Annotated in this window: 16 protein-coding genes; all 16 read left to right on the forward strand. The window is 64.5% G+C overall.

Annotated elements, in window-relative coordinates; translation table 11 throughout:
- The first annotated feature begins 15 nt into the window (after positions 1-15).
- The 16 genes from uvrA (at position 16) to ispF (ending at position 14,518) form a co-directional block, all read left to right on the forward strand.
- Complete coding sequence (gene uvrA, locus VIM95_RS21360) at positions 16-2,865, forward strand: excinuclease ABC subunit UvrA (protein ID WP_331989785.1); 2,850 nt, start codon at positions 16-18, stop codon at positions 2,863-2,865.
- Between the two features lie 326 nt (positions 2,866-3,191).
- Entirely contained in the window at positions 3,192-4,997 is a 1,806-nt protein-coding gene (locus VIM95_RS21365; protein WP_331989787.1) for an aminopeptidase P family protein, read from the forward strand.
- Between the two features lie 85 nt (positions 4,998-5,082).
- Entirely contained in the window at positions 5,083-5,832 is a 750-nt protein-coding gene (locus VIM95_RS21370) for a substrate-binding periplasmic protein (protein WP_331989789.1), read from the forward strand.
- 58 nt (positions 5,833-5,890) lie between these two features.
- Entirely contained in the window at positions 5,891-6,271 is a 381-nt protein-coding gene (locus tag VIM95_RS21375) for a hypothetical protein (protein ID WP_331989791.1), read from the forward strand.
- A 9-nt stretch (positions 6,272-6,280) separates the two neighbouring features.
- Positions 6,281-7,378 (forward strand): FUSC family protein, encoded by a 1,098-nt coding sequence (locus VIM95_RS21380; RefSeq protein ID WP_331989793.1) that lies wholly within the window; start codon positions 6,281-6,283, stop codon positions 7,376-7,378.
- Between the two features lie 40 nt (positions 7,379-7,418).
- Positions 7,419-7,976, forward strand: coding sequence for a cob(I)yrinic acid a,c-diamide adenosyltransferase (locus VIM95_RS21385; RefSeq protein ID WP_331989795.1), 558 nt, complete (start codon positions 7,419-7,421; stop codon positions 7,974-7,976).
- Positions 7,973-8,602, forward strand: a complete 630-nt coding sequence (locus VIM95_RS21390) for a trimeric intracellular cation channel family protein (RefSeq protein WP_331989797.1) — start codon at positions 7,973-7,975, stop codon at positions 8,600-8,602. Before VIM95_RS21385 ends, VIM95_RS21390 begins: the two co-directional genes overlap by 4 nt.
- A gap of 172 nt (positions 8,603-8,774) precedes the next feature.
- The gene (locus VIM95_RS21395; RefSeq protein ID WP_331989799.1) at positions 8,775-9,380 is read left to right on the forward strand and encodes a CoA pyrophosphatase; all 606 of its coding nucleotides are present in this window, start codon (positions 8,775-8,777) and stop codon (positions 9,378-9,380) included.
- Positions 9,377-9,961 carry a GNAT family N-acetyltransferase gene (locus VIM95_RS21400; RefSeq protein WP_331989801.1) on the forward strand — a complete coding sequence of 195 codons (585 nt, stop codon included), beginning with the start codon at positions 9,377-9,379 and terminating at the stop codon, positions 9,959-9,961. Before VIM95_RS21395 ends, VIM95_RS21400 begins: the two co-directional genes overlap by 4 nt.
- Positions 9,958-10,398: a ribonuclease HI gene (gene rnhA / locus VIM95_RS21405; protein WP_331989803.1), complete on the forward strand. Its 441-nt coding sequence runs from the start codon at positions 9,958-9,960 to the stop codon at positions 10,396-10,398. The genes VIM95_RS21400 and rnhA overlap by 4 nt, the downstream gene beginning before the upstream one ends.
- Complete coding sequence (locus VIM95_RS21410; protein WP_331989805.1) at positions 10,398-10,913, forward strand: GNAT family N-acetyltransferase; 516 nt, start codon at positions 10,398-10,400, stop codon at positions 10,911-10,913. Before rnhA ends, VIM95_RS21410 begins: the two co-directional genes overlap by 1 nt.
- 24 nt (positions 10,914-10,937) lie before the next feature.
- On the forward strand, positions 10,938-12,218 hold the full coding sequence (locus VIM95_RS21415; protein WP_331989807.1) for a TCR/Tet family MFS transporter: 1,281 nt from the start codon (positions 10,938-10,940) through the stop codon (positions 12,216-12,218).
- Entirely contained in the window at positions 12,215-12,553 is a 339-nt protein-coding gene (locus VIM95_RS21420) for a hypothetical protein (protein ID WP_331989809.1), read from the forward strand. Before VIM95_RS21415 ends, VIM95_RS21420 begins: the two co-directional genes overlap by 4 nt.
- Before the next feature lie 53 nt (positions 12,554-12,606).
- Positions 12,607-13,344, forward strand: coding sequence for a DNA polymerase III subunit epsilon (gene dnaQ / locus VIM95_RS21425; protein WP_331989811.1), 738 nt, complete (start codon positions 12,607-12,609; stop codon positions 13,342-13,344).
- Positions 13,341-14,036 carry a 2-C-methyl-D-erythritol 4-phosphate cytidylyltransferase gene (gene ispD / locus VIM95_RS21430; RefSeq protein ID WP_331989813.1) on the forward strand — a complete coding sequence of 232 codons (696 nt, stop codon included), beginning with the start codon at positions 13,341-13,343 and terminating at the stop codon, positions 14,034-14,036. Before dnaQ ends, ispD begins: the two co-directional genes overlap by 4 nt.
- Positions 14,033-14,518 (forward strand): 2-C-methyl-D-erythritol 2,4-cyclodiphosphate synthase, encoded by a 486-nt coding sequence (gene ispF / locus VIM95_RS21435; RefSeq protein WP_331989815.1) that lies wholly within the window; start codon positions 14,033-14,035, stop codon positions 14,516-14,518. Before ispD ends, ispF begins: the two co-directional genes overlap by 4 nt.
- Positions 14,519-14,602: the final 84 nt, after the last annotated feature.

Consider the following 14,602-nt stretch of genomic DNA (forward strand, 5'->3'; position numbering starts at 1 on the left):
GAACAGACCCCGGCCATGAGCTATCGCCCGATCGACCCGAACAACCTGATCCGCATCCGCGGCGCACGGACCCACAACCTCAAGAATGTGAACATCGACCTGCCGCGGCACCAACTGGTGGTGATCACCGGCCTGAGCGGCTCGGGCAAGTCCTCGCTCGCCTTTGATACGCTCTATGCCGAGGGCCAGCGCCGCTACGTGGAATCGTTGTCGGCCTATGCGCGGCAGTTCCTGCAGCTGATGGAAAAGCCGGACGTGGACCTGATCGAGGGCCTGAGCCCGGCGATCTCGATCGAACAGAAAGCCACCAGCCACAACCCGCGTTCGACCGTGGGTACGGTGACCGAGATCCATGACTACCTGCGCCTCTTGTTCGCGCGGGTGGGTACGCCCTACTGCCCGGACCACGGCCAGCCGCTGGAGTCGCAGACCGTGAGCCAGATGGTGGACCATGTGCTGGGCCTGCCGGAAGACACCAAGCTGATGATCCTGGCACCGGTGATCATGGGCAAGAAGGGCGAGAACCTGGATCTCTTTGACGAGCTCCGGGCGCAAGGCTTTGTGCGGGTGCGGGTGGACGGCGAGGTCTACGAGATCGACGCGATTCCCAAGCTCGACAAGAACAAGAAGCACACCATCGACGTGGTGGTGGATCGGCTCAAGGTACGTGGCGACCTCAAGCAGCGCCTGGCGGAGAGCTTTGAGACCGCGCTGCGCCATGCCGATGGCCGGGCGATTGCGCTGGAGATGGATGGTGGCAAGGAACACTGGTTCTCGGCCAAGTTTGCCTGCCCGGTGTGCAGCTACTCGCTACCGGAACTGGAGCCGCGGCTGTTTTCCTTCAACAACCCCATGGGCGCCTGCCCCAAGTGCGATGGTCTGGGCGCGATCCAGTTCTTCGACCCCAAGCGGGTGGCGGCCTTCCCGCACCTGAGCCTGGCGGCTGGGGCGATCAAGGGTTGGGACAAGCGCAACCAGTTCTACTTCCAGATGTTGCAGGGCCTGGCCGGGCATTATGGTTTCGATGTGGACGCCACCTGGGACAGCCTGAGCGAAGAGGTGCAGAGTGTGGTGCTGCAGGGCTCGGGCAAGGAGGAGATTGCCTTTACCTACCTCAACGAGCGTGGTGCCAAGTTCGAGCGGGCCCATCCCTTCGAGGGCATCATCCCCAACCTGGAGCGCCGCTACCGTGAGACCGATTCGGTCACGGTGCGCGAAGAGCTGGCCAAATACCTCAACAACCAGCCCTGCCCGAGCTGCCAGGGCGCCCGGTTGCGGCTGGAAGCCCGCCATGTGAAGGTGGCCGGCAAGAATGTGTTCGAACTGAGCCAGCTGGCGCTGCGCGATTCCAGCCGCTTCTTCGCCGAGCTGGAGCTGCAGGGCAACAAGGCGCAGATCGCCGAGAAGATCATCAAGGAGATCGGCGACCGCCTGGGCTTCCTGGTCAACGTCGGCCTCGACTACCTGTCGCTGGATCGTTCGGCCGATACCCTCTCGGGTGGCGAGGCGCAGCGTATCCGGCTGGCGTCGCAGATCGGTTCCGGCCTGACCGGGGTGATGTATGTGCTCGACGAGCCCAGCATCGGCCTGCACCAGCGCGACAACGACCGCCTCTTGGCGACCTTGATGCGGCTGCGCGACCTCGGTAACAGCGTGATCGTGGTGGAGCATGACGAGGATGCCATCCGCGCGGCCGACTGCCTGGTGGACATGGGCCCCGGTGCCGGTGAGCACGGCGGCGAGGTGCTGGGCGTGGGTCGGCCGGACGAGATCATGGCCAACCCCAACTCCATCACCGGCCAGTTCCTCTCCGGCAAGCGCAAGATCGCCATCCCGGAAAAGCGCCGCGAGCCGCAGGTGGACCGCTGGCTGACGCTCAAGGGGGCGCGCGGCAACAACCTCAAGGGTGTGGACCTGGCCCTGCCGCTGGGCCTCCTGGTCTGCATCACCGGTGTGTCGGGCTCGGGCAAATCCACCCTGATCAACGATACGCTTTACGCTGCGGCGGCCCGCAGCATCTATGGCAGCAATGCCGAGCCGGCGCCGCACGACGAGATTGTCGGCCTTGATCAGTTCGACAAGGTGATCAACGTCGACCAGTCACCGATCGGTCGTACCCCGCGTTCCAACCCGGCCACCTATACCGGCCTGTTTACGCCTATCCGCGACCTCTATGCCGGCGTGCCGGCCTCGCGCGAGCGTGGTTATGGTCCGGGCCGCTTCAGCTTCAACGTCAAGGGTGGCCGCTGCGAGGCCTGCCAGGGTGATGGCGTGATCAAGGTGGAGATGCACTTCCTGCCGGATGTTTACGTGCCTTGCGACGTCTGCCATGGCAAGCGCTACAACCGCGAGACGCTGGAGGTGCAGTACAAGGGCAAGAACATCACCGAGGTGCTGGAGATGACCGTGGAGCATGCGCGCGAGTTCTTCGACGCCGTGCCGGTGATCGCCCGCAAGCTGCAGACGCTGATCGACGTGGGTCTGAGCTATATCCGCCTGGGACAGAGCGCGACCACGTTGTCGGGCGGCGAGGCGCAGCGCGTCAAGCTGGCGCTGGAGCTCTCCAAGCGAGATACCGGCCGTACCCTGTATATCCTGGACGAGCCGACCACCGGTCTGCACTTCCACGACATCGACCTGCTGCTGACCGTGCTGCAGCGCCTGACCGAGCATGGCAACAGCGTGGTGGTGATCGAGCACAACCTCGACGTGATCAAGGTGGCGGACTGGCTGATCGACCTTGGCCCCGAGGGCGGCGCCGGCGGTGGCCAGATCATTGCCACCGGCACGCCGGAGGATGTGGCGGCCAACCCCAAGAGCCATACCGGCCACTATCTGAAAAAGTTACTGGAAGTAGGCCGATAAGCGGGCCTCATGATATTGCAGCCCCGCCCGGGAAACCCGGGCGTTTTAGGGTGGTGTGAAATCAACCGTTTCTCGCTGATTTATCCCTCTCCCCCCGCCCTCGCCGTCGCGAGGGAGCCTCGCTGACGCGAGTAGGCGGCCTTTTCAACGATGTCCTAATGATCAGGCTGAACCTATATACCCGTGCCGATTCTGTATCTATGCGGCACGGGTACGGCCGCCTACAGTCCAAGCTGCCAACCGCCATTTGGCGGTGCGAGCCTGACTATCTAGCGCCCGCGGCCTGACCGCGGGCGTTTTGCCATCCACCTTGCAGGAAACCGTCCATGAACGCGCCCGCACACAATCCCGTCGTCCCCCGTATTGCCGCTTTGCGTGAGGCCATGCAGGCCGAAGGGCTGGCTGCCTATATCGTCCCCTCGGCCGACCCGCATCTGTCCGAATACCTGCCCAGCCGCTGGCAGGGCCGTCGCTGGCTGACCGGCTTTCATGGCTCGGTCGGCACCCTGGTGGTGACGGCGGACTTTGCCGGTCTGTGGGTGGATAGCCGTTACTGGACCCAGGCCGAGGCCGAGCTGGCCGGTTCGGGTATTGCGCTGGTGAAGATTGCAGTTGCCAGCAGCCCGGCCCACCTGGACTGGCTGGCAGGCAATGTGGCCGCCGGTGCCAGTGTGGGCGTGGACGGGGCAGTGCTGGGCCTGGCGGGGGCGCGTGCCCTGCAGGCGGCGCTGGATGGCAAGGGCGTCAAGCTGCGTACCGAGCTGGACCTCCTGGAGAAGGTCTGGGCTGACCGCCCCGGTCTGCCGGCCGCGGCCATCTACCAGCACGAGGCGCCGCATGCCATCGTCAACCGGGCTGAGAAGCTGGCCTTGGTGCGGGCCGAGATGGGCAAGCTGGGCGCGGACTGGCACTTCGTCTCCACCCTCGACGACCTCGCCTGGCTCTTCAATCTGCGCGGTGCCGATGTGAACTACAACCCGGTATTCGTGGGCCACGCGCTGGTCGGGCTCTCCGGTGCCACCCTGTTCGTGGCCGAGGGCAAGGTCGATGCCACCCTGGCCGCCAAGCTGGCGGCCGACGGCGTGCGCGTGGCGGCCTATGCCGAGGCTGCCGCGGCATTGGCGGCACTGCCGGCAAGCGCCCGTCTGCTGCTGGACCCGCGCCGCATCACCCTGGGCCTGCGCCAGGCGGTACCGGCTGCGGTCAAGGTGATCGAGGCGATCAACCCCTCGACTTTCGCCAAGTCGCGCAAACTCGATGCCGAGGCAGCCTTTGTGCGTGAAGCCATGGCGCAGGACGGCGCCGCGCTGGCCGAATTCTTCAGCTGGTTGGAAGGTGCCCTGGGTCGCGAACGTATTACCGAGTTGACCATAGACGAGCAGATCACCGCCGCCCGGGCGCGCAGGCCAGGTTTTGTCTGCCCCAGCTTTGCCACCATCGCCGGCTTCAACGGCAATGGCGCCATGCCGCACTACCGTGCCACCGAGGCCAGCCACTCGGTGATCGAGGGCGACGGCCTGTTGCTGATCGACTCGGGCGGCCAGTACCACGGCGGCACGACCGATATCACCCGCGTGGTCGCCATCGGCCAGGTGAGTGCGGAGCAGAAGCGTGACTTCACCCTGGTGCTCAAGGGCATGATCGCGCTCTCTATGGCGCGCTTCCCGCGCGGTACCCGCAGCCCCCTGCTCGATAGCCTGGCACGGGCGCCGATCTGGGCTGCCAATGTGGACTATGGCCACGGTACCGGCCACGGTGTAGGTTACTTTCTGAACGTGCACGAAGGCCCGCAGTCGATCTCGCCGCATACGCCGGCCGAGCCGCAGACCGCCATGGAACCGGGCATGATCACTTCCAACGAGCCGGGTATCTACAAACCGGGTCGCTGGGGTGTGCGGATCGAGAACCTGCTGCTCAACGTGCCGGCTGGTACCAGCGAGTTTGGTGAGTTCCTGGCCTTCGAGACACTGACGCTGTGCCCGATCGATACCCGCTGCGTGGACCGCGAACTGATGCGTGCCGACGAGCTTGCCTGGCTCAACGACTACCATGCCACCGTGCGCGAGCGTCTGCTGCCGCTGGTGGAAGGCAAGGCGCGCGACTGGCTGCTGCTGCGCACCGAGGCGATCTGACCTGATCTGATCAGGCCTTTGGCCGCTCCGGCACCCCGGGGTGGCATGTCCTACACTGCAGGCATTCCGCTAAGGAGTGCCTGCCGTGCCTTTTCTGCTGCGCTTGTTGCCACTGCTGTGTGCTCTCCCGGTGGCTGCCGAGACGCTGCAGGTGGGGGTGTTCAATGTCTCGCCCTGGGTGTTTGTGGGCCAGGACGGACGGGTGCAGGGCGCCCTGGTCGACTTCTACGACCGCGAAGTGGCGCCGCGCGCCGGGGTGACCTTGCAGTGGCAGGCGCCGACCACGGTGGCGCGGATGTTGGAAGACATGCGCACCGGCCGGCTGCAGCTGACGCCCATCCTGGTGCGCAGGGCCGAGCGTGAGAAGCAGGTGCTTTTTGGCAGCAGCATTGTCGCCCGCTTCGAGCCTTGCATCGTGGTGCGTCCTGACTCCAGCCTGGACGCGATCCGTTCGGCCGAGCAGCTGCGCGGTCTGACCATTGCCTACAACGTGGGCGGCACCCAGCCCGATATGCTGCTCTCCCCAGGTATTACCCTGGAGCGCACCGGCGTGCCGAACTGGGAGACCGCCAACCTGGGCAAGCTGCGGCTGGGGCGGGTGGATGCCGCTTTCTTCTACGATGTCTTCAGCCCACGCTACTTCAGCCTGCGCAGCGGTGAGGCGGTACGGATACTCAAGCTGCCGGTGCCGCCTACCGTGCTCCACCCGGCCTTCAGCCCCAAGCTGGACCCTGCCTTGCGGGAACGGATAGACAAGGCGGTGGCGGCGGTAGCCGACAAGCTGCCGCAGTACCAGGCGGCGTATCTCTATGGCGACAAGGCGGCACAACCTTGAAATGCGGTGGGCCGCCTAAGCTAAGATGGCAGGCAACCCATTCCTCTTAGGTTGCTGCATGCAAAATCCACTCGCCAATATCCGCTGGGGCCGCTGGTTGTTCGGCTCGCTTTTGTTCATCGTGCTCTTGATCGTGGCCTACCTCTGGCTGGTGCTGAGCTGGAGCTATGCCGAGGGCGAGCGTGCCGGCTATGTGCAGAAGCTTTCCCGCAAGGGCTGGGTCTGCAAGACCTGGGAAGGGGAGCTGGCCATCATCAACATCCCCGGCACTTTGACCGAGAAGTTCAACTTCACTGTCCATGACGACAAGATCGTCGAGGCCATCAATGCCAGCCTGGGCAAGAAGGTCACGCTCTATTACGAGCAGCACGTGGCGGTGCCCGGTACCTGCTTTGGCGAGACCATGTACTACATCACCCGCGTACGCACGCTGGAGTAAGGCGCTGTCATGCGCATTCCCCTCCATCTGCTGCAGTGGAACAGCGGTGCCGCCGTACCTTGGCGGCAGGCGCTCTGCGCAGCGGTGGGGGTGGCGGTGCCTTGTGCAGTAGCGCTATGGCTCAAGCACCCGGCCGGGCTGCTGTTCGGCACCATAGGCGGGCTCTACGCCAGCCTGCTGGACTTTGGCGGTACCTTGCGGCACCGGCTGTTCACCCAGTTCGCCGGCTTGATGTTGATTGCCGCCAGCGCGGCGGTCGGCGGGGTGCTGGGCCCGCACCACACCGCGCTATTCGTGACCCTGGGCGTGCTCTCCTTCGGCATAGGCTGGGTGGATGGCAGCGGCGTGGCGGTGGAGACCATCTTGCGCTTTGCCGCGCTGATGCTGCTGGTCTATGCCTTTACCCCGGCGTTGCCGCCGGATGGCTTGCCCTTCTTTGGCCTGGGCATGGCGGTCGGCCTCCTGGCGGTATGGCTGGACAGCCTGGTCTGGCCCCGCGCCTTGCCGCGCCGGCACCAAGGGCTGCGCAACGCCACCCGTTTGATTGCCGGTGGTCACAATGCCGGCTGGTTGCATGCCACCGGCTTTTGCGTGGGGGTGTGCGGCGGGCTCTATATGGCGCTGTTGCTGGGTTATGAGCGGCCGGCCTGGGTGGCGGTGGTGATCCTGTTTGTGATCCGGCCGGACGGCCCGGATAGCCTGCGGCGCTTGTTCCTGACGGTGTTTGGCACCCTGGCCGGGGTGGGCTTGGCCTGGCTGATAGGCCGCTATGCCGACGACCCGCGCATCCTGCTGAGCTGCGTGATCGGCCTCGCTTTTCTGCGGCCTATCGCCCTGGCCAAGAATCTCTGGCTGCAGTCGGCCACCCTGACCACGTTGATCCTGGTGCTGTTCGACCTGACCTTGAGTGCGGTAGGCCAGGACGTGGGGGTGGAATTGTTGCGTGCCCGTTTACAGGACACGGTGCTGGGGGCGGTGGTTGCACTCCTGACCATGCTGGTCTTCAACTCGCAGGCGCGGCGTTATTTTCTGGCGCAGTGGCGGCGCAGGCCGGCCGAGCCGGTATTGCCGGAAGCCCAGATCGACCCCTTGGGACGGCAAGGCTAGAATCCTTCCCCTTTTATCTACCCACGCTACCGGGGGCAAGATGGCCAATCGATTGAGCAAGATCGTTACCCGCACCGGCGACGACGGTAGCACCGGGCTGGGTGACGGGCAGCGGGTCTCCAAGGCCAGCCATCGCATCGCAGTGCTGGGGGATATCGACGAGCTCAATTCCCAGCTTGGTCTGGCCTTGGCCGAAACCATGCCGGCGGTGTTGGCTGAAGTGCTGACCCAGGTACAGCACGAGTTGTTCGACCTGGGCGGCGAGGTTTGCATCCCGGGCCGGATCGCCTTGAACGAAGGCCATCTGTTGGGCTTGGAGGCGGCGGTGACGCGCTTCAACGCCGAGCTGCCGCCCTTGCGTGAATTTGTCCTGCCCGGTGGTTGCCGCGCTGCTGCCCAGCTGCACGTGGCGCGCGCTGTCTGCCGCCGTGCCGAGCGGTCCTTGGTGGCACTGGCCGGTAACGAGGCTGTGTCCGAGGTGGCGCCCCGCTATCTGAACCGGCTCTCCGACCTCTTGTTCGTGCTGGCTCGCCAGGCCAACCGTGCGGCCGGCGTGGCGGATGTGTGCTGGCAACATGAGAGAAAGCCCGTTGTATGAATGAACCTGCGCTTGCCATCCTGCTCGACATGGATTGGTTGTTCCTGGTCGGGACGGCCGCCTTCAGCGTCTCGGGCTATCTGGTCGGGGTCAAAAAGCGCTTCGATCTTTTGGGCGTCTTGATCGTTGCCATCCTGACTGCCATTGGCGGCGGTATCGTCCGCGATGTGCTGCTCAACCGGGTACCGGTGGTATTTCGTGATGCCTCGCCGGTGTCGGTGATAGTCGCCACCCTTGGGCTGGCCTGGCTCTTCAGCTTGCACAAGAGCTGGAGCGCGGCCATGCATAGGGTGTTCGTGGTGGCCGATTCGATCGGCCTGATCGCCTTCAGTCTGGCCGGTGCGCAGGTGGGGCTGGACCATAGCCTCAACCTCTTTGGCGTGCTGTGCGTGGGCTTTATCACCGCCGTGGGTGGCGGGGTGATACGCGACATGATGGTCAATGACGTGCCCTTTATCCTGGACCGTGACTTCTACGGCACGGTGGCCATATTGATGGCCGGCCTGCTCTACCTGGCCCAGGCCTGGGGTTGGTCGGGGACGGGGGTGACCTGGCTGCTGTTCCTCCTGGGCCTCGTCATCCGCCTGGTGGCGCATGGTCGGGACTTCCGCCTGCCACGGGTCTGACGCCGTTCAGACTCTGCTCAGCTCAGAGCGGCGAGTATGGGGCGTACCCCTAGGCATCCGCGCCTGATCCACTAGGCATCCGCGCCTGATCCACTAGGCTTCCGCGCCTGATCTATTAGGCTTCCGCCATACGGGGGAAGGCGAGTTGCGCCCAGACTGGTAAAATACGTCGATGTTGATCCTGCCAAATGAGTTCGAGGCCGCGCGTGACTGGCTTGCGCATAGGCTCGATACCGTCAGGCTGCCACCCGGCGGCGATGTGCATACCGAGGAGGACACCACGCCCGCAGCGGTGCTGGTGCCCATCATCCTGCACCGGGAAGGTCCCACCGTCCTCTTCACCAAGCGTACCGAGAAGCTGGCCAAGCATGCCGGCCAGATCAGCTTTCCCGGCGGGCGCATGGAGATAGGCGAGACGGCCGAGGCGGCCGCGCTACGCGAGACCGAGGAAGAAGTTGGCATCGCCACCCAGTTGGTGACGCCGGTTGGCCGGCTGGTGCAGTACACCACCATCACCCGTTACCGGGTGACGCCGGTGGTCGGCCTGCTCGAGCCCGGCTTTACGCTGCGCCTGCAGGCCGATGAGGTAGCCGAGGCCTTTGAGGTGCCGCTGTCCTTTCTGCTGCAGCGAGGCAACTTCTTGGAGAAGACGGTCAACCTGCCGGGGCGCCCGGCGGTGACCTATGCTCTGGATTGGCAGGGGAAAATTATCTGGGGTGCCACAGCAGGGATGCTGATGACGCTGTACAAGACTTTGATTGACGAGGAACACCCATGAGCGCCGCGAATGCCGTACTCACTACCGAGCGCCTGACGCTGGAACCCCTGAAGCAGTCCCATGCGGCTGCCTTGCTGACTGGCCTGAGCGATGAGGCCCTGTACCAGTTCATTCCGCAAAACCCGCCGGCTTCGCTGGATGCGCTGCAGACCCGCTACAAGCGGCTGGAGAGCCGCAGCTCGCCCGATGGTGACGAGTGGTGGCTGAACTGGGCGGTCCGCCTGGGCACCGACGGCGAATATGTCGGCGTGGTTGAGGCTACCGTCGACGAAGACAACGCCGCCACCATGGCCTGGTTCATCTTCAGTGCCCACCAGCGCAAGGGTTACGCCAAGGAAGCCGTGGCCAAGCTGCGCGAGCATCTGGAAGGTCCCTTTATGGCGGAGTCCTTCAAGATCTTCATCGATACCCGCAATGTGGCTTCGGTGGCACTGGTTGAATCGCTGGGCTTCAAGCGTGAGGCGCTGGTGCCCAATGCCGACAACTTCAAGGGCAGCAAGAGCGACGAATACCGCTACACCTATGTGCCGGCCAGCGTGGCCAAGGCCGCCAAGAGCGCGGGCAAGGGCGGCAAGCGATGAGCGAGGACGTCGTCGTTGCCTATACCGACGGCGCCTGCAAGGGTAATCCCGGCCCGGGGGGCTGGGGGGCCTTGCTGGTCTACAAGGGCCAGGAAAAGGAGCTGTTTGGCGGCGAGCACGACACCACCAATAACCGTATGGAACTGATGGCGGTGATCATGGCGCTGGAAGCGCTGACCCGGCCCTGCAAGGTCAAGGTCTGGCTCGATTCGCAGTACGTCAAGAATGGCATCGAGAGCTGGATCCACGGCTGGAAGCGCAATGGCTGGAAGACCGCTGACAAGAAGCCGGTCAAGAATGCCGAGCTGTGGCAAAGGTTGGATGCCGCCCGCGGCAAGCACCAGGTCGAGTGGGCCTGGGTCAAGGGTCATGCCGGCCATGCCGGCAACGAGCGGGCCGACGGCCTGGCCAACCGTGGCGTGGCGGCAATCCGCTGATGTTTGAGGTCGGCGAGGTCGCCCTCCGGTCTTACCGGTCGGAAGACCTGGCCGTCTTCCGCCGCCTGGCGGAGCTCTATGCCTACGACTTCAGTGAGCTGACCGGTCGGGCCGTGCATGCCGATGGTCTGTTTCTGGACGAGACCCAGTTCGCCAGCCTCTTTCCGCTGGATGATTGCGATACCTATCTGATCGAGGCCGACGGTGCCCTGGCCGGTTTTGCCATGGTGGCCAAGACCGGCATGCTGAGCGGTGAAGCCGGCGGGTACGACATGCAGCAGTTCATGGTGCTGCGCGCCTACCGACGCTGCAATGTGGGTACACGGGCGGCGGTGGCGCTGTTCGAGCGCTACCCCGGGCAGTGGGAAGTTCGACAGATGGTGGAGAACCATCCGGCACAACATTTCTGGCGACGGGTGATCGGCGCCTATACTGCCGGACGTTTCAGCGAAGCCCGTATATCCCACCCGGATGGCGACCAGGTGGTACAGCGCTTCGATAGCCGGCGGAGCTGACCCGCCCGAAAAAAATAGTGGGGGATGAGATTGTCGAGCAAGCTACTGGGCCGTGAACGGCAGGCCAGTCAGGCCTTTATCCTGATCACCGTCTTTCTGGATGTGCTGGGCATAGGCCTGATCATTCCGGTGCTGCCCACCCTGGTCGGCCAGTTCACCAGTGGGCCGGACGAGCAGGCGCATTGGTACGGCATCCTGGCGGCCACCTATGGGGTCATGCAGTTCTTCTGTACGCCTATGCTGGGTGCCTTGAGCGATCGCTTCGGCCGCCGTCCGGTGTTGCTCTTGTCCATCCTGGGTCTGGGCATCAGCCTCTTGGTGCAGGCCATGGCCACCACGCTGACCACCATGCTGCTGATCCGTATTGTCAGCGGTGGTACGGCCTCGAGCTTCTCGGTCGCCAATGCCTATATGGCCGACGTGACCCCGCCAGAGCAGCGTGGCAAGGGCTTTGGCATGCTGGGCGCGGCCTTCGGCATGGGCTTTATCTTCGGTCCCATGTTGGGCGGCCTGCTCGGTGGTCATGATGTGCGGCTGCCCTTCTTTGTGGCGGCCGGCATGGCGCTGCTCAACTGGCTGTACGGCTACTTCGTGCTGCCCGAATCGCTACCGCCCGAGCGGCGTACGGCGTTTTCGTTCAAGCGTGCCAACCCGTTCTCGGCACTGCTCAATCTATCGCGCCTGCATGGGGTTGGTGGGCTCTTGGGGGTGTTTGCGCTGACCATGTTCGCGCAGTTCATCCTGCAGACCACCTGGGTGCTGTATACCCAGTTCCGTTTTGGCTGGGGGCCGGCGCAGAATGGCCTGGCGCTGTTCTGCGTGGGTTTGATCGGTGCGGTGGTGCAGGGCGGCTTTCAGGGCCGGCTGCTGAACCATTTTGGTGAACGCAAGCTGGCCTTGCTGGGCTTGGCTTCGGCCGCCATTGCCTTTGCCTGCTATGGTTTGGCCACCGCCGGCTGGGTGATGTACGTGGTGATGTTCGGCAACTTCCTGGCCTATGCCACTGCGCCAGCCATGCAGGCCATCGTCTCCAAGGCGGTGGGGCCGAGCGAGCAGGGGCTGACGCAAGGTACGCTGAACGCCATCAACAGCCTGGCCATCATTTTTGCACCGCTGTTTGGCACTACCTTGCTGGCGCGTGTGAGCCACCTGCCAGCGCAGGATTGGCGCATGGGCGCCACCTTCTATGTTTGCGCGCTGCTGCAAGGAGGCGCGCTATTGCTGGCCTGGCTGCACTTCCGCCGCCACGCCGAGCCGGCAGGCCCCGAGGCAGCCAATGCCCCCGAATACCAGGAGTCCGTATGACCACGCTCTGCATCCAGATCCAACCGGATCGCGTTACCGACTTTGACCGCGAGGCCATGCTCGCCGCCTGCGAATCGCTACGCGTGCACAAGCCCTTGATCGAAGGCTTCCAGATGGAAGAGGGTGACGACGACGGTCCTTATATCAACCTTCTGTTCGAGACTCTGCAGCCGGCCCAGGTCTGGCCCTTGCTGCAGACCACCTTCTATGGTGCCGGCGCCTTGGGCGATGCCCTGCGTGCAACCTCCATGGCCATGTGTGCCGGCGAGGAGGGTTGGGAAGACTACCTGCTGCTCTACCACTACGACCCGCAATTGCCGCTGGACAGCCTGTAACCCTTGCGGGTCGCCCATGGCGGCCCGGTTTTACCGAAATACCGAGTTCCCTCATGCGTCAGATCATTCTCGATACCGAAACCACCGGCCTCAGGGTCGAAGACGGCAATCGCATCCTCGAAATTGCTGCCGTGGAAATGGTGGGCCGCAAGCTTTCTCCGCCGGATCGCCACCTGCACCGCTATATCAACCCCGAGCGCGACAGCGAAGAGGGCGCGCTCAATGTGCACGGCCTGAGTACCGAGTTCCTGGCGGACAAGCCCAAGTTCGCCGATATCGTCGACGAGTTCCTGGAATTCGTCCGTGGTTCCGAGCTGATCATCCATAACGCCCCCTTTGACGTGGGCTTCCTCAATATGGAGCTGGAACGGCTGGGGCGCGGCAAGATCACCGACTATGTGACCGGCATCATCGACACCCTGCGCGAGGCCAAGGAGCTGTTCCCCGGCAAGCGCAACAGCCTGGATGCGCTGTGCGACCGCTTCGAGATCGACCGCAGCGGCCGGACCCTGCACGGCGCGCTGATCGACTGCGAGCTGCTGTCGGAAGTCTATTTGTCCATGACGCGGGGCCAGGACAGCCTGCTGATCGACTTTGTTCCTACCGACGCGGGTGCGGGGACCGCCGCCGGTGCGGCCCGCAAGGCGCGCGGCCCGCTCAAGGTGCTGGTGCCCAATGAAGCTGAAATGGCCGCCCACGCTGCCTACCTCGACACCCTGGACAAGACAGTCAAGGGCAGCTGTGTGTGGCGCACACTGGAAGCCCCGCCCGTGGCGGAGCCCGCGGCGTGAGCCGCTTTATCGCCCTGGTGCCGGCGGCGGGCTCGGGCAGCCGCATGGCCTCCAGCACGCCCAAGCAGTATCTGCCGCTCCTGGGTGAGCCCTTGCTGCGTCACACCCTTCGGGCACTGTCGGCCAGCTTGCGGCTGGACCGGGTGGTGCTGGTGCTCTCACCGCAGGACGAATGGTTCGAGCCGGCCTGGCAGGACGAGAGCGACAAGCTGACGGTGCTGCGCTGCGGTGGCGCCAGCCGGGCCGAGACGGTGCGTAATGGTCTGTTGGCCATCCAACCCGAGCTGGCCATGGATGACTGGGTACTGGTGCATGACGCCGCCCGGCCATGCATTACGCCGGCGGCGGTGGATGAGATGGTGGACCTGCTGCGTGACGACCCGGTCGGCGGCCTATTGGCTCTGCCGGTGGCCGACACCATCAAGCGGGCCGGGCCCGATGGCCGCGTGGCGGCGACCGTGCCGCGGCAAGGCCTCTGGCGTGCCCAGACGCCGCAGATGTTCCGCCATGGCATGCTGCTCAATGCGCTGTCACGCATGGCGGACGACAGTATTACCGACGAAGCCAGCGCCATCGAGGCACTGGGTCATGCTCCGCGCCTCTTGGCCGGGAGCGAACACAACCTCAAGGTGACCTATCCGGACGATCTCGCCCTGGCTGCCTTGTTTCTGCAAGCAGGGGAGCGAGCATGAGTTTCCGTATCGGCCAGGGATGGGATGTGCACAGGCTGGTGGAGGGGCGGCCGCTGATCCTCGGTGGCGTGCTGATCCCCCATGAGAAGGGCCTGCTTGGGCATTCCGATGCCGACGCCTTGCTGCACGCGATCACCGATGCGCTGCTCGGTGCCGCCGGTCTGGGCGATATTGGCCGCCACTTTCCCGACACCGCCGCCGAATTCAAGGGGGCTGACAGCCGCGTGCTGCTGCGTGAGGCCTATCGACGTGTGCAGGCTGCCGGCTGGCAGCTTGGCAATGTGGATGCTTCCATCCTGGTGCAGGCACCCAAGATGGCGCCGCATATTCCCGGCATGGTGGCCAATATCGCCGCCGACCTGGGGGTGGCGCCTGCGCAGGTCAATGTGAAGGCCAAGACCTACGAGAAGCTGGGCCCGGTGGGCGAGGGCAACAGCATCGAGGCGCAGGCGGTGTGCCTGCTGCTGGCCAAGGCTGGCTGAGTGTTACAGCGGTTACGTCGGTGCCGGCTGCCCCTGGTCTGGTAATCCGGCACAGTCCGCCTCGTTCAAAACACAATGAGGAGG

Source organism: Chitinimonas sp., assembly GCF_036568685.1.
Lineage (GTDB): Bacteria > Pseudomonadota > Gammaproteobacteria > Burkholderiales > Chitinimonadaceae > Chitinimonas.

Excerpts from the sequence above, each read along its gene's own strand:
- VIM95_RS21400 (WP_331989801.1), top strand. The coding sequence starts at position 9,377 with ATGAGCGCCGCGAATGCCGTACTCACTACCGAGCGCCTGACGCTGGAA.
- VIM95_RS21380 (WP_331989793.1), top strand. The coding sequence starts at position 6,281 with ATGCGCATTCCCCTCCATCTGCTGCAGTGGAACAGCGGTGCCGCCGTA.
- VIM95_RS21395 (WP_331989799.1), top strand. The coding sequence starts at position 8,775 with ATGTTGATCCTGCCAAATGAGTTCGAGGCCGCGCGTGACTGGCTTGCG.
- uvrA (WP_331989785.1), top strand. The coding sequence starts at position 16 with ATGAGCTATCGCCCGATCGACCCGAACAACCTGATCCGCATCCGCGGC.
- VIM95_RS21385 (WP_331989795.1), top strand. The coding sequence starts at position 7,419 with ATGGCCAATCGATTGAGCAAGATCGTTACCCGCACCGGCGACGACGGT.
- ispF (WP_331989815.1), top strand. The coding sequence starts at position 14,033 with ATGAGTTTCCGTATCGGCCAGGGATGGGATGTGCACAGGCTGGTGGAG.
- rnhA (WP_331989803.1), top strand. The coding sequence starts at position 9,958 with ATGAGCGAGGACGTCGTCGTTGCCTATACCGACGGCGCCTGCAAGGGT.
- dnaQ (WP_331989811.1), top strand. The coding sequence starts at position 12,607 with ATGCGTCAGATCATTCTCGATACCGAAACCACCGGCCTCAGGGTCGAA.
- VIM95_RS21415 (WP_331989807.1), top strand. The coding sequence starts at position 10,938 with ATGAGATTGTCGAGCAAGCTACTGGGCCGTGAACGGCAGGCCAGTCAG.
- VIM95_RS21420 (WP_331989809.1), top strand. The coding sequence starts at position 12,215 with ATGACCACGCTCTGCATCCAGATCCAACCGGATCGCGTTACCGACTTT.
- VIM95_RS21410 (WP_331989805.1), top strand. The coding sequence starts at position 10,398 with ATGTTTGAGGTCGGCGAGGTCGCCCTCCGGTCTTACCGGTCGGAAGAC.
- VIM95_RS21390 (WP_331989797.1), top strand. The coding sequence starts at position 7,973 with ATGAATGAACCTGCGCTTGCCATCCTGCTCGACATGGATTGGTTGTTC.
- VIM95_RS21375 (WP_331989791.1), top strand. The coding sequence starts at position 5,891 with ATGCAAAATCCACTCGCCAATATCCGCTGGGGCCGCTGGTTGTTCGGC.
- VIM95_RS21365 (WP_331989787.1), top strand. The coding sequence starts at position 3,192 with ATGAACGCGCCCGCACACAATCCCGTCGTCCCCCGTATTGCCGCTTTG.